This is a genomic window from Xanthomonas sp. XNM01 (genome assembly GCF_014851915.1).
Taxonomy (GTDB): domain Bacteria; phylum Pseudomonadota; class Gammaproteobacteria; order Xanthomonadales; family Xanthomonadaceae; genus Pseudoxanthomonas.
Genome location: NZ_JACVAP010000003.1, coordinates 194,355 through 220,063 on the forward strand (window position 1 = coordinate 194,355; position 25,709 = coordinate 220,063).

Below are 25,709 nucleotides of genomic sequence, written 5' to 3' on the forward strand. Positions count from 1 at the left end.
CCATGGCCAAGACCAAGACCGACAAGAGCAAGCCCGCCAAACCGGCGAAGAAGACGCTGGATCCGGTGGCCTCCACCGCGCGGATCGACATCGGCATCAGCGCCACCGACCGCAAGGAGATCGCCGAGGGGCTCTCGCGCTTCCTCGCCGACGCCTACACCCTGTACCTGAAGACCCACAACTTCCACTGGAACGTGACCGGTCCGATGTTCAACTCGCTGCATACGATGTTCGAGACCCAGTACACCGAGCAGTGGACCGCGCTGGACGAGGTCGCCGAGCGCATCCGCGCGCTGGGCTTCAACGCGCCGGGCTCGTACGGCGAGTTCGTGCGGTTGTCGTCGATCCGCGAGGAGTCGGGCGCCGACGGCGTGCCGGACTGGAAGGGCATGGTCCAGCAGCTGGTCGCCGGCAACGAAGCCGTCTGCCGGACCGCGCGCGGCGTGCTGAAGATCGCCGACGACGCCGGCGACGATCCCTCGGTCGACCTGCTGACCCAGCGCCTGCAGACCCACGAGAAGTACGCGTGGATGCTGCGCTCGCTGCTGGAGTGACGGCCGGCCGGCAAGCCGATCGATCGAACGGAGACGCCGGCCCTGTGCCGGCGTTTTCCGTTTCGGGCGCGGAGCGGCAGCGCCTGGCCGCCTTCTGGCCTGGTGAATGCGGGTGAGCACCGCCGGACCGCCAACCGGCGACACCCGGGAACATGCCTTCGTTCGCATGCTGCCGTCCATTCCGGGGAGCCGCCTGTTGCCCGTCGCAGCGACAGCGGGGGCCGCTCCTGTCGGGCTCGCGGATCGGCGCGACACGCTGTGTGCTGGGTTCGGTAGGGTGCTTCCTGTCGACTCTCCCGACGCGGTCTCCCATCCCGGCGCGTCCAACCTCGCATCCTGCATCGACAGTCGATCGCTGATTGATCGGGAATAGGCGGTTGCACCCGGGTGCAATGCGGCGGGCGGCATGCGTACTCCCGGCACAGCGCGACACGGCCGGAATACCCACCGGCAACGGCGGGTATCGACCCGTCCGATCCGGGCGTTGCAGATCGCCGCGCTCCACGGCTCCTGAACCGTCAAGACTCCGCAGCGCGCCATCGCACGGGCAGACCACGCCGGGCCGGGAAACACCACGGCGCACGCGGGGTGCCCGCCCCGCCCGCGCAAGCAAGCACGCGCACGCCGTAACGACTCATCCCGCCCCGCCCGGCAGCCCGGTCGCGTCGCAGCGGGTATCCTGTGCGGATGTCTTCGCATGCCCTGGACGTCCTCACGTCCACCTTCGGCCATGCCGCGTTCCGCGGCGAACAGGCCGCCATCGTCGAGCACGTCGCCGCCGGCCACGACGCCCTGGTGTTGATGCCCACCGGCGGCGGCAAGTCGCTGTGCTACCAGGTGCCCGCGCTGCTGCGCGACGGCGTCGGCATCGTCGTGTCGCCGCTGATCGCACTGATGCAGGACCAGGTCGAAGCCCTGCACCAGCTCGGCGTGCGCGCCGCCTACCTCAATTCCACGCTGGACGCGGAGACCGCGCGCCAGGTCGAGCGCGACCTGCTCGACACCGGGCTGGACCTGCTCTACGTCGCCCCCGAGCGCCTGCTGACCCCGCGCTTCCTGTCCCTGCTCGACCGCAGCAACATCGCCCTGTTCGCGATCGACGAAGCGCACTGCGTGTCGCAGTGGGGCCACGATTTCCGCCCCGAGTACCGTGAGCTGACGGTGCTGCACGAGCGCTGGCCGCAGGTGCCGCGGATCGCGCTGACCGCCACCGCCGACCCGCCGACCCAGCGCGAGATCGCCGAGCGCCTGAGCCTGCAGGACGCGCGCCGCTTCGCCAGCTCTTTCGACCGACCCAACATCCGCTACGCGGTCGCGCACAAGGACAACCCGCGCCGGCAGCTGCTGGATTTCCTGTCCGGGCATCGCGACGAGTCGGGCATCGTCTACTGCCTGTCGCGGCGCAAGGTCGAGGAGACCGCCGAGTTCCTGTCCGGCCAGGGCATCAACGCCCTGCCGTACCACGCCGGCCTGCCGGCCGAGGTCCGCGCTGCCAACCAGCGCCGCTTCCTGCGCGAGGACGGCATCGTGATGGCCGCGACCATCGCCTTCGGCATGGGCATCGACAAGCCCGACGTGCGCTTCGTCGCCCACCTGGACCTGCCCAAGTCGATGGAGGGCTATTACCAGGAAACCGGTCGTGCCGGCCGCGACGGCGAGCCTGCCGAGGCGTGGATGGCCTATGGCCTGGGCGACGTGGTGCTGCTGCGGCAGATGATCGAACAGGGCGAGGCCAGCGAGGAACGCAAGCGGCTGGAACGGCACAAGCTCGACCAGCTGCTCGGCTACTGCGAGTCGGCCGGCTGCCGCCGCCAGGCGTTGCTGGCCTCGTTCGGCGAGGTCTACCCCACGCCGTGCGGCAACTGCGACAACTGCCTGCAGCCGGTCACCACCTGGGACGCAACCGAAGCCGCGCAGAAGGCCTTGAGCTGCGTCTACCGCAGCGGTCAGCGCTTCGGCGCCGGGCACCTGGTCGACGTGCTGCGCGGCGCCGACAACGACAAGATCCGCCAGTTCGGCCACCACACGCTGTCGACGTACGGCGTCGGCAAGGACCTGGACGCGACCGCATGGCGCAGCGTGTTCCGCCAGCTGGTGGTCGGCGGCCTGCTGGAAGTCGATGCCGAAGGCCACGGCAGCCTGCGCCTAACCGAGGCCGCACGCCCGGTGCTGCGCGGCGAGCGCATCCTGGAACTGCGCCGCGATCCCCCGCGCACGCGTGAGCGTGGACGCAGCGGCGGCGAGCGCCGCAGCGACAGCACCCTGCAGGTCGATGCCGGCGACCGTGCGCTGTTCGATGCGTTGCGCCAGTGGCGCGCCCAAGCCGCACGCGAGCAGAGCATCCCGGCCTATGTGATCTTCCACGACCGCACCCTGCGCGACATCGCCCAACTGCGCCCGGCCTCGCTGAGCGAACTGGCCCGCGTCGGCGGCCTCGGCGGCAGCAAGCTGGCGCGTTACGGTGGCGAGGTGCTGGAGATCATCCGCGAAGAAGGCTGAGCACCACCGGCCGGCACATTCCCTTGCACCGGCCGGCAGGGCCTCCCCCCGAACGCCGTCAGACGCCACGGCCTTGCAGCGCCATTGATTGAACTACCGCGAAACCGAAGCGGAAACGATCAATCGACCTGCCGGCCCGTGGTCGCGTCGAAAGCATCGGCCGCCTTCGTCGCGTTGCGCGACTGCGGCGGATGCGAGTGATTCCTGCCTTCTGGCTTCTGCAACCGTCGGACGGAGCGAGCACGCCGCGCGCCATGCGATGTGACAGGCGGATGTTGCACGCCGCCGCGTCAGGCAGGCGTCAACCGGAGACGCTCCCGCGACAGAGCAGGCAGGGGCGCGCTTCCTGTCCCCGCCGCCCTGCGTCCGAGGCGGCCTCCGAAGCGTCCGCGGCGGCACAGCCCCCACCTCCCGGCGTAGAGACGGAATGGGCGCCGAGGGACCGGGCGGCGACTCGGCGACGATTCCAACCTCCGGTGCCCGTATCACCGACGGACCTGTGGATGCCGAGGCGTGAAGGGCGTCTTTACCAGCAATGAACCACACTGCCTGCCACGCTCCAGGAGGCGCTGACTTGGCCACCGCCAGGCCGGCCATGCACATGACGGACATGAGCATCGCGACCCACCTCACCCTGGCCCGGAAACTGGACAGTCTCTGCGGCCTCCAGACGGACATCATCGCCCTGCTCGGGGTGATCGGCGACTGCCCGCTGCTCGACTGCCGCCTGCGCGACCGCGCCGAACTGCATGCGGTGGAAACCCGCGCGCAGCAGGCGCTGCTGCAGCGGCACCGGCGTGCGCTCGGCGTTGCCGCCGCCCTGCCCCCGACCGATGCCGCCGCCGGTTGCCCACCCGTCTTCGCCCGCTCCGGCGCCTGGCTGATCTCGCGCTGGCGCCAGCTCGAACTGCTGGAGATCCGGACCTACCAGACGCTGGTGGCGTGCGTGACGCATGCCGACATGCCGGACCTGCTGTCCGGCTGCGCGTCGGCGCTGGATCTGCAGCGCGCGCTCCTGGAATGGCTGACGCCGTTTGCACAGCCGCCCGGATCGCAGGAGGATGATTTCCTGGCCATGCAAGGAGCAGCCCATGCCAATCACGAGCCTGCAGGAATTGTTCATCCATGAACTCTCGGACATCTACAACGCCGAAAAGCGGCTCATGCGCGACCTCCCGCGCCTGGCAGGGTCGGTGCATGACGCACGCCTGGCCGAATCCCTCGCGATCCATATCGCCGAAGCCGGTGCGCATGTCGATCGTATCGACCAGGTGATCGAAACGCTGGACGTCTGGCCGCGCCGCGGGCGCTGCGCGGCGATCGAGGCGATGGTGGAGGACCTGCGCGACATCGTCGACGTCATCGATCCGGGAAGCCTGCGTGACATCGCGCTGCTGGCCGGCATCCAACGGCTGATCCGGCATCAGGTCGCCGCCCACGGCATCGTGGTCACCCTGGCCAGGCGCCTGGACTATCGCGACGTCCTGCCCGCCCTGCTGCACAACCTCGACGAGAAGACCGCTGCCGACGAACGGCTTGCGCGACTCGCTGCTGGAAGTCCGCAGCACGCCAGCATGCACGCAGCCTGATCGACGCCCATCGACGCGAAGGCAGCCGATGCCAGCGGCTGGACCGCCTGGACGCAATGGCAGAAGAGTGCGGAGCGCGGCGTGTGACCGCAAGGCAGGACGAAGAAAGCAGGCGGGAAAACGCTCTGAACGGGCGTTTTTCCTGTCCGAGCACGCATCGCCGGAATCACCCGTCGCGGTGCAGAAGTGCGGGGGGATGCGGGACTGAAGCCTTGCGCAGCCACGACGCCGATGATGTCAGGGCCGGGAGGCATCGGACCGACCCAGGCTGTCCTCGCAGGGTACAAGGCCTGGAACGCCGAAGGGCGCCGTCTGGCGCCCTTTCGCTTTTCTGGAAGCCCCGACACCCAAGGGCACAGGATGACTCGAGATGGTGGGCCGTGATGGATTCGAACCATCGACCAGCGGATTAAAAGTCCGATGCTCTACCGACTGAGCTAACGGCCCACAGACAGCGCCGGCGCGAGGCCGGGCGCGCATTCTACCCCATCAGGTCCGTTGGCGACCAACGCGGCGGTCGTTGCAGGACGGCGCATCGACGCGGATCGCGCATCTGTCCGCGACCGCCGCGAGGCCGCCAGACTGCGTACCGATACCGCTCACGCCCGATTCGGTTGGAGCACGCAGCAGGGCTTCACGCGATCAGGCAGCGCGCCGGCATGCAGCCGCCCGATCAGACGTAGCGGGTCGGATCGGACACATCGGCGTCGGCGAAACCGGCCGCACGCAGGCGGCATGCATCGCAGTGACCACAGGCGCGCCCTTCGGCGTCGGCGCGATAGCAGGACACGGTCTGGCCGAAATCCACGCCCAGACGCACACCCTCGCGCACGATGTCGGCCTTGCTCATCCGCAGCAGCGGCGCCTGCACCCGCAGCCCGGCGCCTTCCACCCCGGCCTTGGTCGCCAGGTTGGCCAGGCGCTCGAACGCCTCGATGAACTCCGGCCGGCAATCGGGATAGCCGGAGTAATCCACCGCGTTGACCCCGCAGAAGATGTCGGCGGCACCGAGCACTTCCGCCCAGCCCAGCGCGATCGACAGCATGATCGTGTTGCGCGCCGGCACGTAGGTCACCGGGATGCCTTCGCCGCCGGCATCGGGCACGTCGATGTCGGCGGTCAGCGCCGAGCCACCGATGCTGCGCAGATCCACGTGCACCGTCTTGTGTTCGGCGGCGCCCAGCGCCAGCGACACCCGGTCCGCCGCCTCCAGCTCGGAGGTATGGCGCTGGCCGTAGCGCACGCTCAATGCATAGGCCTGGAAGCCCTGCTCGCGGGCGATGGCCAGGACGACGGCGGAATCCATGCCTCCGGACACCAGGACGACGGCTTTCTTCATGACGGTTGCTGCGGCTGTGGGGGCGCCCATTGTAGGCGCCACTGGTCCGGGCAGGGCCTGACCACGCTGGGGTACGCGCGCGCAGGACGCGCGCCCTCCGGGGCGGAAGCGCGCGTGGCGCGGATCCGTGCCGGGTCTGCGGGGACGCGCCGGTCGACGGCCCTGGCCAGCCGGTTGCTGGCCGGATCGAACGTGACAGCCTCGGCCTGTCGGCGCGTGCAGGCAGCGGATCGTCTGCGGCGCCCCAGGAAGCAATGGTTCCGCTCCGGTCGTCGATGACGATGCGCGCCCCTCGTTGCCTGCGATGCACGGCCGCCGGACGGCAGACCGTCCGGACTCAGCGTCCGGGCTCGTCGTTCCACAGCAGCTTGTGCAGCTGCATCTGGAAGCGCACCGGCAGGCGATCGGCGACGATCCAGTCGGCCAGATCGCGCGGCGCGACCTCGCTCTTGCTGGGCGAGAACAAGACGTCGCACCGCTCGGCGAGCGCGTGGGTGGCGACCATGTCGCGCGCCCACTCGTAGTCCGCCCGTCCACACAGCACGAACTTGACCTGGTCGCGGGCGGTGAGCAGCGGGATGTTCTCCAGCCGGTTGCGGTCCATCTCGGCCGATCCGGGCGTCTTCAGGTCGACCACGCGCGAGACGCGCGGGTCGACGCCGGCGATGTCGAGCGCGCCGGAGGTCTCCAGCGAGACGTCGTAGCCGGCATCGCACAGGCGTTCGAGCAGCTGCAGGCAGCGCTTCTGCGCCAGCGGCTCGCCGCCGGTCACGCAGACGTGGCGCACGCCGTGCCGGGCGACCTCGGCCAGGATGTCGTCGATCTCCCACCACTGCCCGCCATGGAAGGCGTACGCGGTGTCGCAATACTGGCAACGCAACGGGCAGCCGGTCAGGCGCACGAACACGGTCGGCCAGCCGGCCGCATTGGCTTCGCCCTGCAGCGACAGGAAGATTTCGGTCAGCCGCAGGCGCTGCTGCGGCACGGAGGCGTTCATGTGGACACTGGAGTGGATGCCGGCGCTGACGCAGGCCTGGCGTGCGCCGTGGCTCAGTAGCTGCGGCGCGACAGCGAACCCAGGCGATCGCCGGCGATGCGGGCGGCCTCGGTTCCGGGATAACGGCTGCCGACCTCGACGAGCGTGCGCTCGGCCAGTTCGGGCTTGCCGGTTTCCATCTGGGCCAGACCGAGCTTGAGCATCGAGTCGGCGGCTTTGGGATGGGTGGGGTAACGCGCGACGACGGCCTCGAACTGCTGCTCGGCCTCCGCGTAACGGCTTGTCAGGTAGTAGCTCTGCCCCAGCCAGTACAGCGCATTGGGCGCATAGATACCGTTGGGGTATTGGGCCATGAAGGCCTCGAACTGCTGGACCGCCTGCTTGTAGTTGCCGCTGCTCATCACCTTGAAGGCGGCATCGTAGGCGGCACGTTCGTCGCCTGCCTGCGCCAGCGAGCCCGGGTCACCGTGCACGCTGGGCGGAGCCTCGGTCGCGGCCGGAGCGGCAACCGGCGCAGGTGCACGAGGCACCGGTGCGGCCGAGAGGTCCGGAGGAGCGGGAAGTGCCGGAGCGCCACCGCTCTCGAGACGGTTCAGGCGCCCATCCAGATCGAGGTACTGGTCGCGGGCGCTCTGCTGGAGCTGCTGCTTCTCATGCTGGAGTTGCTCGACGGCCTGCCGCAGCGACACAACCTCGGCCCGCAGCTGGTTGAGCTGGTTGAGCAGGTCGGCGTTGGCCTGGCTGTTGTCGCCCTGCAGCTCGAGACGGGTCACGCGGTCGGCCAGACTCAGCCGCTGCTGCGCATAGGCATGCACGGGCGTGGCGGCCACGAGGGCCGCCACGACCAGCATCCGAACGAGTCCGGAAGACTTCATCACGATCAGCGAGCGGTGTAGACCAGCTCGACGCGACGGTTCTGCGCCCAGCAGGACTCGCCCGACTCGGTGCAGACCGGACGCTCTTCGCCGTAGCTGACCACGGTCTGCTGGCTGGCCGAACCGCCGGCAGCCTGCAGCGCCGACGACACGGCATTGCCGCGACGCTCGCCCAGGGCCTGGTTGTAGGCGCGCGAACCGCGCTCGTCGGCGTTGCCCTGCAGGGTCAGGCGCGAGCTCGGGACGTCACGCAGGAACTTGGCGTGGCAGGCGACGATGGCCTGGAACTCCGGCTTCAGGCTGTCCTGGTCGAAATCGAAGTACACGACGCGCTGGCGCAGGCAGGCATCGGTGTCCAGGTCGGCAGCGGTGTAGACGCCGCTGGTGGTCGGAGCGGTGGTGGTCGGAGCCGGGGTCGGGGTCGGAGCGGCCGGCTCCTCCTTCACCTTCTTGGAGCAGCCGGCCAGAACGGCCACGGACAGCATCGAAACCAGCAGAACTCGGGTGGTCTTGTTCATGATCATTCCTTTTGATGCGTGCAGGGTGGAGCGGGGTTGGGTTGACGAACGCGAATGTTACCGCATTTAACTCAAAATCAACGTGCGCTGCGGTAGGGCGACCACGCCGGTTCGCGGACATCGCCGCCGTCCGGCGACACCAGCCGCTGCCTGACCCGGGCGTCGGCCGACACCGCGTACAGCACCCCGCGCCCACCCTCGCGCCCCGCATACAGCAGCATGCTGCCGTTGGGGGCGAAACTGGGCGATTCGTCGAGCTGGCCGGTCGAGACCGTGCTCCAGCGCGGCGAGCCCAGGCTGCTGTCCATGATCGCGATCCGGTAGGTGTTGCCGCTGCCCTGGGCGACGGCGATCTTCTTGCCGTCCTCGGAGACGCTGGCCTTGGCGTTGTAGTTGCCCTGGAAGGTCACCCGGCTGGCGCTGCCGCCGCTGGAGGGCACTTGGTAGATCTGCGGACGCCCACCCCGGTCGGAGGTGAAATAGATGGTGCTGCCGTCCGCGCTCCAGGTCGGCTCGGTATCGATCGCGAAGTGGTTGGTCAGCTGGGTCAGCTGCTTGCTGCCCAGGTCCATCACGTAGATTTCCGGGTTGCCGCTGCGCGACAGGGCCAGCGCCAGGCGGCGGCCGTCCGGCGAGAACGACGGCGCGCTGTTGATGCCGCGGAAGCTGGAGACCATCTCGCGGGCACCGGTGGCGATGTCCTGGATGTAGATGGCCGAGTTGCCGCGCTCGAAGCTGACGTAGGCCAGCTTGCGGCCGTCCGGGCTCCAGGCCGGCGACAGCAGCGGCTCGGCCGAGCGCACCACGGTCTGCGGGCTGTAGCCGTCGGCGTCGGCGACCACCAGCGCGTAGCGCATCTGGTTGCCGCTGCCGTTGGCGGTGACGTAGGCGATGCGGGTCCAGAACGCGCCGCGCACGCCGAGGATCTTCTCGTAGATCGCATCGGCGATCTGGTGGGCGACGTCGCGCATGGCGTTGGCGCGGGCGGTCATCGCCAGGCCGAGCAGACGCTCGCCCTTGGCCACGTCGAACAGTTCGTACTCGACCCGATAGCTGCCATCGCCGGCGTCCAGCACGCGGCCGACTACGATGTAGTCCTGGCGCAGCTGGCGCCAGGTCGGGTACTGGATCTCGCCGCCGCGGGTCGGGCGCTCGACGATCTGCGCTTCAGGAAGCGTACGGAACTGACCGGAACGGGCCAGATCGTCGCGCACGACCTTGGCGACATCGGTCTGCGGCGCACCGGCGCTGCCCTGGTACGGCATCGGCACCACCGTGATCGGCAGGGCCGACGCGTTGCCGCCGATGATGTCGATCTCCAGACCCTGCTGCTGCGCACTGGCAAGCACGGGCAACAGCAGGAACACAAGCAGGGCAAGCCAGCGCAAAGGGGTCTTCATGGGCTCTCGGTCGCAGTCCAGTGGCCGACAATGGATAGCAGGCCACGCGTGAATGTTTTCGCAATCATGAACGAAAAGGACGTGAACGTCGCGCATACCCGCCGAGCGGCGCGACGGGCATCCGACGGACGGATCGCCCCGCCGCGGAACGGCGCGCCGGCGCCCGTGCTCAGTGGTCGTCGGTCGTGAAGGTCACGACCAGCTCACGCGAGAACACGCGCTCGAAGCCGGCATAGGGCAGCGGCTGGGCACGCAGCACGGCTGCCTGCAACGAACGCTGGCCGACCGGGTCGAAGCCGCAGTCCGGCATCACCTCGGCGTCCAGCACGTCGCCGCCCGGCAGTTGCCGGATGCGGACGCGGCAGGACGTCCCCGCAGCGACCGTGTCCGGCCGCAGCCATTGCGCGCGGATCGCCTCACGCAGGGCGTCGCCGTAGCGGGCCCGCTCCCGGGCGGCATCCGCGTCATCGGCACGGACAGGGCCGGCCGCAAGCGTGGCGAGGGCAAGGGCAGCGGCGGAAAACAGGCGGATCGACATGGCGGGTCCTTCCATGGGGGGCACGGGAGCAGCCGTACGTACCGCGGCACCGCGCCGCGGCATGCACACCGGACTCAGCGGTCCTGCGCCTCGAAGTTCAGGGTCAGGTTGCGCTGGAACACGCTTTCAAAGCCCCGGTACGGCAGCGGCTTGGCGCGCAGCACGGCGTTCTCCAGCGAGCGGCGGCCGGCTTCGTCGAACGGGCAGCCTGGCTGCACCTCGACCGACATGACATCACCACCGGGCAGCTGGCGGATGCTGACCCGGCAGCGCTGGCCCAGCGGCACGGTCTCCGGACGGACCCACTGGTTCAGCACGGCCTGCTGGATCGCCGCCGCGTACTTGGCGGTGAGATCGTCGCTGGTGCCGCCCTGCCCCGGCGTGCCCTGGGTGGGCTGGGCCGGCTGCTGCCGCTGCTGGGCCTGCTGCAGCTGCTGCAGGCGCTCCTCGGCCTGGCGGGCCTGGCGGGCGGCCTGCTCGCGCTGGCGCCGGATCTCGGCCAGCTTCTTCTCGCGTTCGGCAGCCTCGGCCTGCGCGGCCAGCCGGCGCTGGTTCTCGGCTTCGCGCTGGCGCTCACGCTCGGTCAGGTCGACCTGCTCCTGGCGGCGACGCTCCTCCTGTTCCTTCTCGGCCGTCTCCTTGGCGATCGCATCGCGCCGGGCACGGTCCTGGTCCTGGGTGTCCGGCTCGGGGATGAACTCCTGTGCCTTCTGCTGCGGCGCGGTCGGCGCGTCCTGCGGGCGCGGGGTGGGAACCGGCTGCGGCGGCGGCACGGTCTCCTCGGGCGCGGTCTCGGTGATCGGCGTTGGCAGTGGCTCCGGCTCGACCTCGGGCTTGGGCGCGTTCTCGGCCGCCTGCTGCGCGGCACGGATGTCCGAGGCCGACATCACCAGCGAGGCCTCGATCACCGGCGAACCGGCAGCCGGCTCCACGTGCCGCTGCGGCGACCACCACCAGGCGACCCAGAACAGCAGCGCGATCAGGACATGCAGGCCCAGCGCCAGCGCGAAGGATCCGGCCAGTCCCGGCTCACGGTCGGGGCCGTGGCGTTGGTCGAGGTCAGCGTGCATTGCCACCCGGCTGGCTCATCAGGCTGACGCGCGGCACGCCGGCCTGCTGCACCATCACCATCGTGTCCATCACCCGCTGGTACTCGGTACCGCCCGGGGCGGCCACGAACACGGGGGTGTCCTTGTTCTGGGCGATGAAGGCGCCCAGGCGCGCGGTCAGCTCGGTCGCGTCGATCGGCTCGGCCTTGCCGCCCTGCAGGGTCAGCGTGTAGCGGCCATCGGCGTCCACGGTCACCACCACCGGATCGCGCTTGTTCTCGACCGCGCGCGCGGTCGACTCGGGCAGGTCCACGTCCACGCTCAAGCTCAGCAGCGGCGCGGTGACCATGAAGATGATCAGCAGCACCAGCATCACGTCGATGTACGGCACGACGTTGATTTCGGACTTGAGCTTGCGGCGCTTGTGGCGCATCAGGGTCATGCTCATCGGCGGCTCCTGTCGGCTCGCACCCGGCTCACTCGTCGACGCCGGTCTGGCGCTGCAGGATCGAGCTGAACTCGTCGGCGAAGCTTTCGTAGCGTTGCGACAGGCGCTCGACGCGGCTGGTGAAGCGGTTGTAGGCCCACACGGCCGGGATCGCGACGAACAGGCCGATCGCGGTGGCGAACAGCGCCTCGGAGATGCCCGGGGCGACGGCGGCGATGCCGACCTGCTGGCCCTGGTTCACCATGTCGTGCATGGTCACCATGATGCCGAACACGGTGCCGACCAGGCCGACGTACGGCGCGGTCGAACCGATGTTGGCCAGCAGCTCCAGGTTGCGCTCGAGCAGGCCGACCTCACGGGTGTAGGCCACGCGCATCGCGCGCTGCGCACCCTCGAGCTGGGCGCGACCATCCAGGCGGCGCTTCTCGCGCAGGCGGGTGTACTCGCGGAAGCCGCCCTCGAAGATCGCCTCCAGCCCGTCGACGGCACGGTTGCGGTCGCTGGCGGACGCGTACAGCTTGCCCAGGTCGGCACCGGACCAGAACCGGTTCTCGAAGTCGTCCGCCGCCTGGTCGGCGCGCTTGAAGCTGCCGGCCTTGCGGAAAATGATCACCCAGCTGATCAGCGAACCGGCGAGCAGCAGCAGCACGATCAGCTTGACCGGCAGGCTGGCGCGCAGCATCAGGTCCAGATAGTTGATGCCGCCGTGGGCCGCGGTCGCGGCGGCACCGGCGGCCGTGGCTGCGGCCTCCTCCGGCAGTGCCTGCACCACGGTGGCCACCAGGGCCAGGATCGATCCGGTCATCCGTTGTTCCTCTTGTCGTGTTCCGTGCCCGCGCTGGAAACCAGCGCCTTCAATTCGGTGTACAGCCCTTCCTCGATCGCCCCCGGACGGAAATCGACCGCACGCAGTGCAGCGATCTTGACCTCGGCGGTCAGCAGCAGTTCCCCGCCGCGCACGATGCGCTGGTCGAAGACGATGCTGGCCCGGCCGACCCGGCGGACCTCGACCGTGGCGTCCAGCAGGTCGTCCAGGCGCGCCGGCTTCAGGAAGTCCATCCGCATGGAATGGACCGCGAACACCAGCCCGTGCGCATCCCGCATGGCCTGCTGCCCATACCCGAGGCCGCGCATCCAGTCGCTGCGCGCCCGTTCCAGGAACGCCACGTAGCGCGCGTGGTAGACGACGCCACCCGCATCGGTATCTTCCCAGTAGACGCGTATCGGAATGCTGAACATCGGCTGGCCGCGGCAATGAGGGGCCGCAAGCATGCAGGCTTGCGCGGCGCTCGACCAGCCCCCGCCACCAACGGCGCGGCCACCCTAGCCGATGCCGGATGACCGGGCTGTCGACGACCCGCAGGGAGTGGCCGGACCACCCGGGGCGATCTTCGAAAGCGATCCGATCGAAGTGACAACCCCGGCTGCGAGGGCGGCCTGGCGGAACGAGACACGCCCGGCGCCGACCGCCGACACCCGCACGGCCGGCAACCTGCCTTCAATGCGGCGGCAGGCCCCCGCCTTGCCTCGCCGCTATCTGGCAGCAGTCAGCTCCCGGAGATCGCCGTGGCGGTGTCGGGAGGCGCCTTCCCTCGCGGATACGGCAGGCCATCGCGGATGGCCGGAGGCTGCAGATCGGCCCGCTCCGGTTTCCGAAGCCGGTAGCCGCAACAGTCGTTGGCGAGACCCGCGTCTCCTGTCTTCTGGAAGTGCCGGAGGAATGGCCGTCATGCCTCGCGGCGTCCGAGCGGTACGGATGGTGATGGGCGCAAGCCGCCCACAGGTCGCCGGATGCAGCCTGCAGGCCATGTTGCGACGGGTGTGTCCCCCGGCGATTCCGCCCCGAAAGGAAAAATGGGAACCCCCGCATCGTGGCCCGAGCTTGTCGCGGGTGCGCGGCTTTCGCGTGCGAGCGATCGCGCTACAGCCAGATGCAATCCCAGAACGGATAGTCGCCGAGGCGATCGCTCAGACCCGCCCGCAGGGGATTGGCGACGATCGCGCGCGCCACGTCGCGGACATTCTCCTCCGCACCCAGCGCGCGATCGCGGAATGCAGGCTCCCAGAGTGCGCCGGCACGCGACAGGACCCGGTTGACCTGGGCTGCGCTGGCCGACTTCATCCGCGAAGCCGCCTTCTCGACCGGCATCTGCCGGCCTGCACGCAGCAGCCAGTGGCAATGATCCGGCATCAAGACCCAGGCCAGCAGCTCCGCGTCACCCAGCAGCGCCGGCTCCCGGAACGCCCGCACCGCCACGCAGCCCACGTGGAAGTCAGAGAACCAGGCAGCCTGGCCGAGGGTTCCCACGATCAGATGATGGACCTCGCCAGGCACGACACGACGGGCGCCGCGGCGTCGGGAAAGGCTGTCGAATCGCTGCGAGGTATGCATGTCCATGCCTGCATGCTGTCAACATCGCGCATGCCGGCGTCAGCGGAACATGCCGCGCAGGCGGTTCGGACATCGTGGCCGATCGCGTCAGAACGCCCTGAGCTCCTGTCGGAACAGCACGCGTCTCCGCGGCTCGATGTCATCGACCAGCTGCAGCACCCCGCTTCGTCAGCGAACCGACGCCCGTGAGGATCCGCTTGCCCGCGATGCACGGCTCAGCTGCGGCCAGCGCGGCGGGAGGGATGCCCGTGCATGTACGTCGCAGGCGACGCCTGGGTCGCGTGCAGGCACGCCCTTCTCGCATCAGCCCTTCAGCGTTTTCAGGATCGGGCGTACCGGTGACCGGCCATCGCAAACAGACCGAACGCCGTGACGGCAGCGACACCGTCCCGCCCGTCATGGACTGCTGCGGGGTGGTCGCCTGCAAGCGCCTTCGCATGACAGGCGCCACGCCCCGACAAACGCGGGTTTCCCGCCGAAGACACGGCTACGGAGACCACGCAGCGAGAGCGATGGAACACCATGCGAGCCCCGCACCGGCCCTTGCGCGTCGGTCTTGCAGAAGCACGTCCGGACTGGCCACCCCGGCCAGCCACCGGACTGCCGACGCGGGGCCGGCTTAGATGCTGCCGCACGTGCAGGAGCGGCGGCCTCAGCCTGCAGTGCACACGCATTGGCCCAACGTCGCGCGACGGCGACCGATCAATCCTTGGTGACGCGGTTGATCTCGGCCAGGCTGGTGATGCCGTTGCGGGCCTTCATCAGCGCCGACTGGCGCAGGTCCCGGATGCCGGCCTTCTGGGCGACTTCCGCGATCTGGATCGCGTTGCCGCCTTCCAGCACGATGCTCTGGATCTGCTCGCTCATCGGCATCACCTGGTAGATGCCGGTACGGCCCTTGTAGCCTTCGGTGCATTCGTCGCAGCCCACCGCCTCGTAGAGGGTGAAGCCGGCCTTGATCTCGGCCGCGGTGAAGCCCTCGGCCAGCAACGCGTTCTCGGGCAGTTCGGTCGGGCGCTTGCACTTGCCGCACAGGCGGCGCGCGAGGCGCTGCGCGATCACCAGGGTGACCGAGCTGGTGATGTTGTACGGGGCGATGCCCATGTTCATCAGGCGCGCGATGGTCTGCGGCGCGTCGTTGGTATGCAGGGTCGACAGCACCATGTGGCCGGTCTGCGCGGCCTTGACCGCGATCTCGGCGGTTTCCAGGTCGCGGATTTCGCCGACCATGATGATGTCCGGATCCTGGCGCAGGAAGCTGCGCAGTGCGGCCGCGAAGGTCATGCCGCGCTTGGTGTTCTGCTGGACCTGGTTGACGCCCGGCAGGCGGATTTCGACCGGATCCTCGACCGTGGAGATGTTGCGCTGGTCGTCGTTGAGGATGCCCAGCGCGGTGTACAGCGACACCGTCTTGCCCGAGCCGGTCGGGCCGGTGACCAGGACCATGCCGTAGGGCTTCTGGATCGCGTCCAGGAACAGCGTCTGCTGGTCGGGCTCATAGCCGAGCTTGTCGATGCCCAGCTTGGCCGCACTGCCGTCGAGGATACGCAGCACCACCTTCTCGCCGAACAGGGTCGGCAACGTGCTGACGCGGAAGTCGATCTGCTTGGTCTTGGACAGGTTGAGCTTGATGCGGCCGTCCTGCGGCACTCGCTTCTCGGCGATGTCCAGCTGCGCCATGACCTTCAGGCGTGCGGCGATGCGCGGGCTGAGCTTGACCGGCGCGCGCGCCACCGTCTTGAGGATGCCGTCGATGCGCAGGCGCACCCGGTAGTCGGTCTCGTAGGGCTCGAAGTGGATGTCCGAGGCGCCGCGGCGGATCGCGTCGACCAGCACCTTGTTGACGAACTTGACCACCGGGGTGTCGTCGCCCTTGGCGTCGATGCCCGACTCGCTGCCGCCTTCCTCGTCGCCGGCGGCGATCTCGAGGTCGCCCATGCCGTCTTCGTCGTCGTCGCCCAGCGCGTTGCCGAGCTGGCCGCCGACGTTCTGCCACTGCTCCAGGGTGCGGCGGATCTGGTCCTCGTCGACCAGGATCGGCTCGACCACCAGGTTGGTGTGGAACTGGATCTCGGCCAGCGCCGCGGTCTGGGTCGGGTTGCTGGTACCGACGAACAGCTTGCTGCCGCGCTTGAACAGCGGCAGCACCTGGTGCTTCTGCAGCAGTTCCTCGCTGACCAGCTTCATCGCGTTGTGGCTGGCGTCGAAGGCGCTGGCATCGAGCACCGGCATGCCGAACTCGATCGCATTGGCCGCGGTCAGCTGCGCGGCGCCGACCAGCTTCTTCTCGGCGATCCACTGGGCCAGCGGCACCTTGGCCTCGGTCGCCTGGGCCATCGCGGCGCGGGCGGCCGCCTCGTCCAGCGCACCATCCATGACCAGCCTCCGGGCGATACCGGTGATGCCGATCAGGTTTGCGGAAACGACAGCGTTCATGGTGGCCCCTGGACAGTCCGGTGCAAACGATAACGCAAAGCGCCGCGGGAAGCGGCATGCCGCCGCATGCACCGTGCTCGGCCGACGTGCTGCACCAGCCCCTGCGCGTCGCCGGTTCGCGCAGCATCGGAGACGGCACCACCCAGCCGCCGCGTGATCGCCACGCATGCGCCCGCCCGTGCGTTACGACAGGGGCGTGCGCTCCGGCCCGACCCGCGGCAGTCGCACCACGAAGCGCGTCCCGCGCCCGCCTCCAGTGTCCGAGGTGCGGCTGCGGACCTCGATGGTGCCTCCCAGCACCTCGGTCACGATCTGGTGGACGATGTGCAGCCCCAGCCCGGTGCCGCCACGGTTGCGGCGGGTCGTGAAGAACGGCTCGAAGATCCGCGGCAGATCCTCGGCCGGGATCCCACGCCCGTCGTCGTCGACCTCGATGCGGACATGGTCGCTGCCATCGGCGGCCGCGCGGATCCGGATCCGTCCCGGTCCACCCTGCGGCCAGGCATGCGCCAGCGCGTTGGACAACAGGTTGGACACCACCTGTTCCAGCGGCCCGGGATAGCTGTCCATCAACAGGCCGCTCTCCAGGTCCAGCACCAGCGCGATGTCGTCCTCGAGCTCGCCGCGCCGCAGGCGCGGATCGGCATCCAGCACGATCTCGGCCAGATCGAACGGGCGATGCTCGAGCGACGCGCGGTCCACCGCGACCTGCTTGAAGCGGCGGACCAGCGCCGCCGCCCGGCGCACTTCGTTCTCGGCCTGGGCGATGGCCGGCGCGGCATTGGCCAGGAAGCGTTCCAGATCCGAGCGGCGCAGCCCGGCCACCAGCTGCTTCTCCAGCTCCTCCACCCCGTGCCGCGCGGCGCTGAGCGCCAGATGCGCGCTACCCAGCGGGGTGTTCATCTCATGCGCCACGCCGGCCACCATCAGGCCGAGCGAGGACAGGCGCTCGGCCCGCGCCAGCCCTTCCTGCACCGTCTGCAGCCGCCGGTTGGCGGTGCCCAGCGCGTGGTTGGTCTCGCGCAGGCGCCGGATGAAGGCGGCCTCGCGGGCCATGCCGCGCGCCAGCCGCGACACCACCAGCGCCGCGATCACGATCACGCCCACCGTGAGCACCAGCAGGATCACCTTCCAGCGCAGGCCGGACGGGGCGTCGTAGCGGACAAGCAGGCGCAGCTTGCCCAGCGTGGGGTCGGCATGGTCGAGCAGGTCGCCCTCGGCATCGCCCCATGCCGCTTCCAGGGTGGAGAAGGTCCAGTCCTGCCAGCGTCCGACCGGGCTGCGCTGCATCGCCTGCCACAGCTGCGGGTCCATGTCGGCGACGTTGCGTTCGGGCCGACCCAGCTGCCAGCCCCAGGCATCTTCCGGACGCGGACCCATCAGCCAGTAGCCGCCCGGATGCACCAGATAGACGGTGAAGCCGCCCTGCTGCGCCTGTTCGCGCAGTCGCTGCAGCAGCACCTCGCCGTGGATGTTGACCACCACCAGGCCGCGGCTGCCGTCGGCGCGCACGAACGGCGAGGACGCACGCAGCGTGGGACGCGGCGGATACTCGATCCGCTCCGATTCCACGTTCAGATCGAGCGGCGACAGATGCACCTGGCCCGGCTCGAGCATCAGCCCCTCATGGAAGAACGGGCGCGCGCTCTTGTCCTGCAGAGCGTTCTCCGGGGTGCGGAGCACGGTCCCGTCCTGCTGGTCGATCCGCAGCCGTTCCCAGCCGGCGGCGTCGATCCAGCGCACCTTGTGATAGTTGCGCCCGGCCTGCAGGAAGCTCACGTAGGTATCGACCAACGGCGCGTCCGGGCCGGCGCCGGCCTCGGCCAGCCGCGGGGTCAGGTCGGCCAGGAACCGGGCGTCATCGCGCAACCGGTTCATCCAGCGCAGCAGGGTCTGCGAGGTGTAGCCCACCGCATCGCGTCCAGCCTGCTGGGCCGGGCGCCGCAGGGCGTGGTCGACTTCGGCCCACAACAGCGGAAAGCCGATGAGCAGGCTCAGCAGCCACGGCACGGCCACAAGGCCCACGCGCCGAGGCTGGCTGCGGAAGGCCGCCCAGGAATCGCGCCACGCCTCGCGTCGGCGCCGCGCACGCTTGGACACGGGTCAGCGCCCCCCGGCCTGGTCGTGCAACCGTGCGATGAAGGCCGCCAGCGGCTCGGGCCGCGCGAACAGGAAGCCCTGCGCGCTGTGGCACCCATGCGCACGCAGCCACTCGGCCTGGGCATGGGTTTCCACGCCTTCGGCGAGCACCTCCAGCCCCAGCCGGCGGCCCAGCGCCACGATCATGTCGGCCACGCTGCGTTCCCGGCTGCCGCTGCCGATCTCGTCGGTGAAATCGCGGTCCAGCTTGAGCCGGGTCACCGGCAGCGACTGCACGTAGCGCAGCGACGAATAGCCGGTACCGAAATCGTCCACCGCCACCGGGAAGCCCATCGCCCGCAGCCGGTGCAGCATCTCGCGCCCGTCCTGGAAGTCGCTCATCACCGCCTGTTCGGTGATCTCGATCTCCAGCTGCGCCGGTGCGATGCCGTGCCGGGCAAGGACCGCGGCGAGCTCGTCGGCGAACTCGCGCCGGCGCAGCTGCAGCGGCGACACGTTGACCGCAAGGGTCAGCCCGGGAAAGCCGGCGTCGGCCATTGCACGCAGCGCCTGGCAGGCCTGCTCCACCACCTGCTGGCCCAGCGGCACGATCAGGCCACTGGCCTCTGCCACCGGGATGAACTCGGCCGGCGACACAGGCCTGCCATCGTCGCCGGTCCAGCGCGCCAGCGCCTCGGCGCCGATGATGCGCCCATGCTCCAGCGACACCTGCGCCTGCAGCGCGATCTCGATCCGCCCGGCCTGCACCGCGCGGTAGAGCGCGCGCGACAGCAGGAAGCGCTGGCCGTGCTCGTGCTCCATGGTCGCGTCGTAGCGCTGCAGCGCATGCGCACCGATCGCGTGGGCGCGGCGCAACAGGGTCAGCCCGGCATCGATCGCACCGCGCGCGGTCCCGTCGTAGACATCCAGCTCAACCAGCGCGCCCCGGATGCCCAGCAACGGCAGCGGCATCTCGCCGCCTTCGTGCCCGAGCGCGGCGAACGGCTCCTCGCCGAGCATCGTGCGTGGCCCCAGCACCGCGAACACGCCGTCGTGCAGCCGCGCGATCCGGCACGGCGCCGGGTACAGCCCGCGCAGCCGGTCCGCCATCTGCAGCAGCAGCAGGTCGCCCTGCTCCGGCCCGAGGGTCAGGCTGCTCTGCGCGTACTGGTCCAGCTCCAGGAACATCACGCTGCTGCCACGCGGCGTCGGCTCGGCCAGCAGCGAGGCCAGGTCGCGCTGCAGCGCATTGCCGTTGGGAATGCCGAGCAGGCTGTCCTGGTAGGCGATGCGGTCCAGCCGCGCTGCCAGATCCACGTTGACCAGCCCGGCGTTGGCATGGGTGGCGAACACGCGCAGCAGCTCGCGCTCCTCCGCGTCCAGCAGGCGCCCGGTGGCCAGGTACACAGCGGCCGGCGGCGCAAGCTCGCCGCCATCGAAGAACAGCACCTGGCTTTCCGGTGTCTCGATCGAATCGTGCCGGGTCAGCGCCTCGACCAGCAGCCGGCGCACCAGCGGGTCGTCCACATCCTGCAGGCACTGCATCAACAGTTCGGCGAAACGGCCACCGGCACCGACCAGACGCGCCTGCAGTGGCGGTGCGGCCGGACCGTCGGCGCGCACGCAGACCAGCCCCTCGGGCTGCACCTGCAGCAACTGCGCCAGCTCGTGCAGCATGTGCTGCGAATACGCATGCAGATCGCGCAGGCCCGCCAGCTGGTGCCCGGCCTGGACGATCTGCTGCAGCCCGCGCTTGGCCCGGCCGAGCGCGTGAATCTCGCGCCAGGTGCGCAGGTTGCCGGTGAGAATGCCCTGCAGGCGCTCGCGGTACAGGTCGGTCTTGAGCCAGTACTCGCTGATGTCCAGCTGTTCCAGGGTCTGCTGCCGCGGCGCGGTGCCGGGCTGGCCGGTGACCAGCACGATCCGCACCTCGGCGTTGCCCAGCTGCTCACGCACGCTGCGCACCAGCCGCAGGCCGGCATCGTCGGTCTCCATGACCACGTCCAGCAGCATCGCCGAGACGTCCGGCGTCTGCGCCAGCAGTTGCTCTGCCTCGGCCGCCGACCCGGCCGTGATCAGCCGCACCGGCTGCTCCTGGAAACGGAATCCCTCCAGCGCCATCCGCAGCGAACGCTGGAACGACGCATCGTCGTCCACGCTGAGAACGGTCAGGCCGACCTCACCACCTTCTGTCCCGGGCTCGACTTCCGGCTGGAAATCGAACAACCCGTCATCGCCCGTCTGAGCACTCCGGCTCATGTCCTGCCCCCCGGCTTGGGAATTCATCCCCGTCAACGACACGTGCGCTGGTGAGCGTACAACAAGACCGGCCGGGTTTCAGGTGAAGGGGCTCAATGCTTCAGGACCCACGGTGGCTGCGGTGCAGCATGACCTGGTCGGGATCTGAACACAGTTGCATGCGATCAGCGCAGGGCAGCAATCGGATAGGCGCAGGCCGGCAGTCCACCGGCAGGGAACGCGTGCTTGACCGTCTTGTACGGGTACGGCTGCCCGGCCAGCGCACGCTTGGTGACCAGCCGCCAATCGAAGACGTGGTTCGGGCGCAGGCTCCAGACCTCGACTCTCTCATACGCGTACCGGACTGCTGGGATGCGGAGCAGACCAAGAAGCCTGGCCGCCTCCATCCGATGCTGACCGTCGAGCACCAGATCGTGCTCGGTATCGAGCGCCACCGGCTTGTTCCAGATCGCCTCGGCCTCGATCTTGCGCACCAGCCACTCGACGCGGCGCCGGCTAAAGCCCTCGATATGGCGCAGCCGGTCAACAGGAACCAGCTCAATGGAAACACCCGTCACTGCGTTCATTCGTCCATGCTCCACAATTCCGCATCGAAGAGGTCCCGGGCTGGGTCTCCCGCCCCCACTCACCTGTCGTCCTGGACCGTCCAGCCATTGCGGTCGAACGGGTCCCGCCCGCGCAGCAACAGACGCTCCTTGAGCACGAAGGCATCGGGCTGCTGTGCACTGAACTGCCAGGGCACCCTGGCAACCGGGAACGGATCGTCCCGGCCCAGCGCGGCAATTGGGCGCCCTCCCAGGTACGGATTGGTGCATCCGCCGATGTCCTCGCATACCAGCCGCGGCACCTCCGCATTGGGCATGAACTGCTCGGAAACCCGCAACTGGCCGCTAGCGCCAATCTCCTTGACCAGTATCAGCGGGCGCAGGCTGACATAGGCGTTCTCCGTCGTGCCACCGGCAACCGCACGTGTGGAGCCATCCTGCACGTCGCCGACGATGCCGTGGTCGGACACGATGACGATCCGTGTATTGTCGTAGACGTCCAACATTTCGAGCCGCTCCATGTAGCGCCCGATCGACTCCAGTGCACAGCGCGCAGCCAGCGCATGCTGGTAGGAGAACTGGCTGCGATGCCCCGTCCGCGCGAGCTCCTGCTTTCCGATCACCGGCCTGGTCGTCAACGGAACGCAGTCGCCCCCCATGAAGTAGGGCTCGTGGGGCAGGATGTTCGACACGAAGTTGAATCCGGATGCCCCCTCATCCACCGTGGTCAGTTCGCCGAGCGCCTCCAGCTGTGCCCATTCACGGAACGTGGTGCCGGCAGAATGATCCAGGAAAGGCTGCCATGGCCCCTTCGCGAGAATGATCTCCTTGAGCGCATAGGGCGCGATGCGCATCGAAGCCAGCAGCACCAGAAGATCGGCATAGTTCGACTCTGCCAGCGCGTTGAGCGGGAACTTCATCTCCACGGCCTTGCGATGCGAGATGGACGCGGGAATGTGCGAGCAGCGCGCTCCGTTCACGTCCAGCATCGTGCAGTCACCCAACATGGTGAAGCCCATGCCGCGGGGCCCGACCATGCTGACCCGATATCCGCGGTCGGCGAAATTGCGTGGAAGAATCGAGAACGCCTCGACGGAGAGATCCCGCAATGGTCGCCCGCGCGCATTCATTTCCGACGGGAGGTAGTCGTACCCGCCCAGCATCGGATGCACGCCGGCGATCGAGTTCTCGCCGCCCGACACCGCTCGGGGATACCAGACGAACCCGTTGAGGCGTGACGCCAACGCCGGATCGGCTGCAAGGATGGATTCGACATAGGAGCCCATGAACCGGTCGAGAAACACGACCAGCGTATTCGGCCGCACGGAGGACAGGACGATCGGCGCCGGCGCGTCAGCACCTGCCGCCTCGCCCGCTTCGTCCGAGCGCTCCCTGGTCAGGCTGACACCTGTTGCGATCACGACCGAGACATTGGCCAGCACCAACGCCGCAAGCAGCGCCCGGGGCGATCGCCGACGCAGCAGCCAGCACAGACAACCAGCGACCACCACTACCACGGCCAGGTCCGCGACCGACCGCCAGAGCAGCACGTGCCTGGCGATCGGCAGCTGTTCGAACGCCAGCCCGGACATCAACGGGTAACCGAACGGCAACACGAACGCGTAGATCCAGGACAGCAGAAAGCCCCCCGTCGCGACGAGGGAAAGCACCGTGCGGTATGCGGCCCGGCCAGCCAGCAGATACACCGCCGCTCCGGCATAGACCGTGACCATGACGTCGCGCGCATTGACCTCCAGCAACCGCCGCAGATGGATGTCCAGCTCGCCGGGCGACGTGAGGAAGGTGGTCACCGGAATCGCGACGAATACCAGCACGGCCACGCCGGACACCGAGAGCAGATAAAGCGGCAGCCGACACCGCTGCAACTGGGGGGTCAACCCGCCCAGTTCCGGGCCGAAGACCGATCCCGCGGCGACCGCTGCGGCAGCTGCCAGGACGGCCGGCATCCAGGGCGACACGACCACCAGGAGCGATGCCGCGCAAAGCGCCAGGCCGACAGCCGCCCACGCGGCCACCACGGCCACCGCACCGGTACGGGACAGCATCCTTCTGCCGACGTGGAACACAGCGAGGAAGGTCGCCAGCCCGGCCACGAACACGATCAGGACATCCAAAGCGGCGCCCTCTTCGTTTCCTGCATCCGGACGACCATGTTGCGCAGCAGCGACCAGAGGTTGTTGATCGTCCAGTAGAGCACCAGGCCTGCCGGACTGGCATACAGCAGCACGAGGAACAGCAGCGACAGCGCGATGCCCTGCGCCCTGCGCGTGCGGTCGCGCACATAGCCGAACACGACCACCGCATTGATCGCCGTCATCAGCAGCGGCAGTACATTGACGCCACCGAGCAGACCGTCCGGCAGCGACAGGTCGTCGATCTGGCCGAAGGCTGCGCCATCCAGGAGCCCGTCCGCGGAAAGAAAACGGTAGACCGTCGCGAACACCAGGATCTGGACGAACAGGTCCGCGGAGGACAGCAACGCCTGCAGCGGATGATGGCGGTGCTGCCTGTGCACCGTACGAATGTAGAAGTAGCGCTCCCGACCACGGAAATGCGCCTTCATCCGGGCAACGTCACGAGCGACACGCTCGCGCTTTTCCCGGCCGCGCGCCAGCCGCAGCTCCATCTCCCGATACAGCGGCAACAGCAACAGGTTGATGGTGATGCTGAACAGGATGATCCGCCCGCCGACGCCCAGACCCAGGCCCAGGTTGGAGCCGACGTCGCGCCAGAAATCGAAAATCGCCTGGTAGATCACCAGCAGCGGCTGCAGCAGCAGGATGTCGAGCACCTCGATCATGCCGGCCGCTCCCCGCCGATACCCGGGCCGGAGGCAGCGCTGGCGACGGCACGCCCGGCCTCGCGCTGATGGATCTCCAGCAGATGCGCCGCGACCGCTGCACCGCCATCGGCGAAGCGATACACCAGCGCATCGCGGACATCGGCGATGCGTCCCGGCGTCACCGACGACAACGTCCGTTCGACAAGCGAGGCGACATCGCCGATCGCGGCAGGGTCGATCGACACGATGAAATCCGCGCATGCCTGGCGCAGTTCGCTGTCCCCGCCAAGCAACTCCCCCTCCAGTCCACCCAGTTCCATCCTACGGTCGACCACGATCACGGGACGCCGGTGGATGAAGGCGAACTCGTAGACGATGCCGGAGATGTCGCTCAGCAGCAGGTCCGCTCTGGCCATCGCGGCCGACGGCACCAGAGCGGTATCTATCTCGACATCCGCCAGCGCGAGTACCTGCGCATGCAGGTCGGGCTGCGAGATCCCCATCTGCGGATGAGGCCTGACGATGACGTGATACCGCTGCGCCAGCGCCTGGATGAACTGCGTGCCCAGGGCCGCGAACATCCCCAGTGGACCCCAGCTGGGCGCGACCAGCACCACCGGCCTGCCTGTGCCGTCGGACGTCGCCTGCGCGTTCTCCAGCAACACCTCGTAGTGGGGGACTCCGGCCTCGCGCAACTCCTTCGGAGGCAGCCCGCGAAGCGCCTCCATCCTGCGGATGTTCTCGCGCAGCACCGGTCCGCAGCAGAGGACCGAATCGTAGTAGTCGTACGCGAAGGGCCGCACGTAGCGGCATTCACCCAGGGCGTGCTGCACCATCGCGTAGTGACGAACGCGCCTCGAGCGCCGGAAGGTCATCACGTCCAGTTGCGGCGTCGTGGTCGCCATCACGACCGCCTCGATGTGGTTCAGGTGCGCATAGCCCACCAGTCCAGGCGCGATCTCGCGGTGCGCGATCCCGGCAGGCAGCGGCTCGAAGGCGTCGCCGCGCGGGTACATCGTGAAGTAGGTGACCTCGACGCCCCGCCCCGCCAGCCGCCTGAGTACTGGCAGGAAGGTGGTCTCGTAGCGCGGATCCTCCGAGTGAACCGCGATGCCGCAAGCCTGGTCCCGACGGCGCAGCGAGAACAGCAGTTCGATCGCGCGGTAGTACGCCCCGCGCAGTGCGAAGTACACCGAGACTACGAGGCCGGTCACCACATAGAACAGCGCGCTGCCGGTTCCCGGGTCGATGTAGGCGAACGCCGGCAGCGCGTGGGCCACCAGAGCAAGCGCCAGCGAGATCCTCAGAACACGCGGCAGCGGCCGCGACGCCCCTGGCGGGTCCGGACGCACGCCATCGCGTGCCGTCGCATGCGTGCCGGTCATCTGC

General features: G+C 68.9%; 22 protein-coding genes and 1 tRNA gene. 4 read left to right on the top strand and 19 right to left on the bottom strand.

What is annotated here, in order from left to right:
* Positions 1 to 2 precede the first annotated feature (2 nt).
* The 4 genes from IB242_RS12200 to IB242_RS12215 all read left to right on the top strand — a co-directional run bounded on the left by IB242_RS12200 (position 3) and on the right by IB242_RS12215 (position 4,642).
* Positions 3 to 554, top strand: coding sequence for a Dps family protein (locus tag IB242_RS12200; RefSeq protein ID WP_192279676.1), 552 nt, complete (start codon positions 3 to 5; stop codon positions 552 to 554).
* Positions 555 to 1,241: 687 nt separating this feature from the next.
* Entirely contained in the window at positions 1,242 to 3,053 is a 1,812-nt protein-coding gene (recQ, locus tag IB242_RS12205) for a DNA helicase RecQ (protein ID WP_192279678.1), read from the top strand.
* Between the two features lie 610 nt (positions 3,054 to 3,663).
* Positions 3,664 to 4,182 (top strand): hypothetical protein, encoded by a 519-nt coding sequence (locus tag IB242_RS12210; protein ID WP_192279679.1) that lies wholly within the window; start codon positions 3,664 to 3,666, stop codon positions 4,180 to 4,182.
* Positions 4,145 to 4,642: a DUF892 family protein gene (locus IB242_RS12215; protein ID WP_192279681.1), complete on the top strand. Its 498-nt coding sequence runs from the start codon at positions 4,145 to 4,147 to the stop codon at positions 4,640 to 4,642. The genes IB242_RS12210 and IB242_RS12215 overlap by 38 nt, the downstream gene beginning before the upstream one ends.
* A gap of 371 nt (positions 4,643 to 5,013) precedes the next feature.
* Here IB242_RS12215 and IB242_RS12220 read toward each other — a convergent pair.
* The 19 genes from IB242_RS12220 to IB242_RS12310 form a co-directional block, all read right to left on the bottom strand.
* A tRNA-Lys gene (locus IB242_RS12220) sits at positions 5,014 to 5,089 on the bottom strand.
* 226 nt (positions 5,090 to 5,315) lie between these two features.
* Positions 5,316 to 5,981 (bottom strand): 7-cyano-7-deazaguanine synthase QueC, encoded by a 666-nt coding sequence (queC, locus tag IB242_RS12225; RefSeq protein ID WP_192279683.1) that lies wholly within the window; start codon positions 5,979 to 5,981, stop codon positions 5,316 to 5,318.
* A gap of 337 nt (positions 5,982 to 6,318) precedes the next feature.
* Entirely contained in the window at positions 6,319 to 6,978 is a 660-nt protein-coding gene (queE, locus tag IB242_RS12230; RefSeq protein ID WP_192279685.1) for a 7-carboxy-7-deazaguanine synthase QueE, read from the bottom strand.
* Between the two features lie 53 nt (positions 6,979 to 7,031).
* On the bottom strand, positions 7,032 to 7,853 hold the full coding sequence (ybgF, locus tag IB242_RS12235) for a tol-pal system protein YbgF (RefSeq protein ID WP_192279687.1): 822 nt from the start codon (positions 7,851 to 7,853) through the stop codon (positions 7,032 to 7,034).
* A gap of 5 nt (positions 7,854 to 7,858) precedes the next feature.
* The gene (gene pal, locus IB242_RS12240) at positions 7,859 to 8,371 is read right to left on the bottom strand and encodes a peptidoglycan-associated lipoprotein Pal (protein ID WP_192279689.1); all 513 of its coding nucleotides are present in this window, start codon (positions 8,369 to 8,371) and stop codon (positions 7,859 to 7,861) included.
* 77 nt (positions 8,372 to 8,448) lie between these two features.
* Positions 8,449 to 9,771: a Tol-Pal system beta propeller repeat protein TolB gene (gene tolB, locus IB242_RS12245; protein WP_192279691.1), complete on the bottom strand. Its 1,323-nt coding sequence runs from the start codon at positions 9,769 to 9,771 to the stop codon at positions 8,449 to 8,451.
* Positions 9,772 to 9,940: 169 nt separating this feature from the next.
* On the bottom strand, positions 9,941 to 10,309 hold the full coding sequence (locus tag IB242_RS12250) for a cell envelope integrity protein TolA (RefSeq protein WP_225540550.1): 369 nt from the start codon (positions 10,307 to 10,309) through the stop codon (positions 9,941 to 9,943).
* 74 nt (positions 10,310 to 10,383) lie between these two features.
* Positions 10,384 to 11,379 carry a cell envelope integrity protein TolA gene (gene tolA / locus IB242_RS12255; protein ID WP_192280542.1) on the bottom strand — a complete coding sequence of 332 codons (996 nt, stop codon included), beginning with the start codon at positions 11,377 to 11,379 and terminating at the stop codon, positions 10,384 to 10,386.
* Positions 11,369 to 11,806, bottom strand: a complete 438-nt coding sequence (gene tolR, locus IB242_RS12260; protein ID WP_192279695.1) for a protein TolR — start codon at positions 11,804 to 11,806, stop codon at positions 11,369 to 11,371. Before tolR ends, tolA begins: the two co-directional genes overlap by 11 nt.
* A gap of 28 nt (positions 11,807 to 11,834) precedes the next feature.
* Positions 11,835 to 12,611: a protein TolQ gene (gene tolQ, locus IB242_RS12265; protein ID WP_192279697.1), complete on the bottom strand. Its 777-nt coding sequence runs from the start codon at positions 12,609 to 12,611 to the stop codon at positions 11,835 to 11,837.
* A complete protein-coding gene (gene ybgC, locus IB242_RS12270) occupies positions 12,608 to 13,078 on the bottom strand; it encodes a tol-pal system-associated acyl-CoA thioesterase (RefSeq protein ID WP_225540551.1) in 471 nt (156 codons plus the stop codon). Before ybgC ends, tolQ begins: the two co-directional genes overlap by 4 nt.
* Before the next feature lie 649 nt (positions 13,079 to 13,727).
* Entirely contained in the window at positions 13,728 to 14,204 is a 477-nt protein-coding gene (locus IB242_RS12275) for a transposase (protein WP_225540553.1), read from the bottom strand.
* Between the two features lie 696 nt (positions 14,205 to 14,900).
* The gene (pilB, locus tag IB242_RS12280) at positions 14,901 to 16,634 is read right to left on the bottom strand and encodes a type IV-A pilus assembly ATPase PilB (protein WP_192279699.1); all 1,734 of its coding nucleotides are present in this window, start codon (positions 16,632 to 16,634) and stop codon (positions 14,901 to 14,903) included.
* 183 nt (positions 16,635 to 16,817) lie between these two features.
* Entirely contained in the window at positions 16,818 to 18,659 is a 1,842-nt protein-coding gene (locus IB242_RS20845) for an ATP-binding protein (RefSeq protein WP_192279701.1), read from the bottom strand.
* A gap of 78 nt (positions 18,660 to 18,737) precedes the next feature.
* Positions 18,738 to 20,972: an EAL domain-containing protein gene (locus IB242_RS12290; protein WP_192279703.1), complete on the bottom strand. Its 2,235-nt coding sequence runs from the start codon at positions 20,970 to 20,972 to the stop codon at positions 18,738 to 18,740.
* Positions 20,973 to 21,136: 164 nt separating this feature from the next.
* Positions 21,137 to 21,538, bottom strand: coding sequence for a hypothetical protein (locus IB242_RS12295; protein ID WP_192279705.1), 402 nt, complete (start codon positions 21,536 to 21,538; stop codon positions 21,137 to 21,139).
* A 59-nt stretch (positions 21,539 to 21,597) separates the two neighbouring features.
* Positions 21,598 to 23,652, bottom strand: coding sequence for a hypothetical protein (locus IB242_RS12300; protein WP_192279707.1), 2,055 nt, complete (start codon positions 23,650 to 23,652; stop codon positions 21,598 to 21,600).
* The gene (locus tag IB242_RS12305) at positions 23,640 to 24,338 is read right to left on the bottom strand and encodes a YidC/Oxa1 family membrane protein insertase (protein ID WP_192279709.1); all 699 of its coding nucleotides are present in this window, start codon (positions 24,336 to 24,338) and stop codon (positions 23,640 to 23,642) included. The genes IB242_RS12300 and IB242_RS12305 overlap by 13 nt, the downstream gene beginning before the upstream one ends.
* Positions 24,335 to 25,705: a CDP-glycerol glycerophosphotransferase family protein gene (locus IB242_RS12310; RefSeq protein WP_192279711.1), complete on the bottom strand. Its 1,371-nt coding sequence runs from the start codon at positions 25,703 to 25,705 to the stop codon at positions 24,335 to 24,337. Before IB242_RS12310 ends, IB242_RS12305 begins: the two co-directional genes overlap by 4 nt.
* Between the last annotated feature and the right edge of the window lie 4 nt (positions 25,706 to 25,709).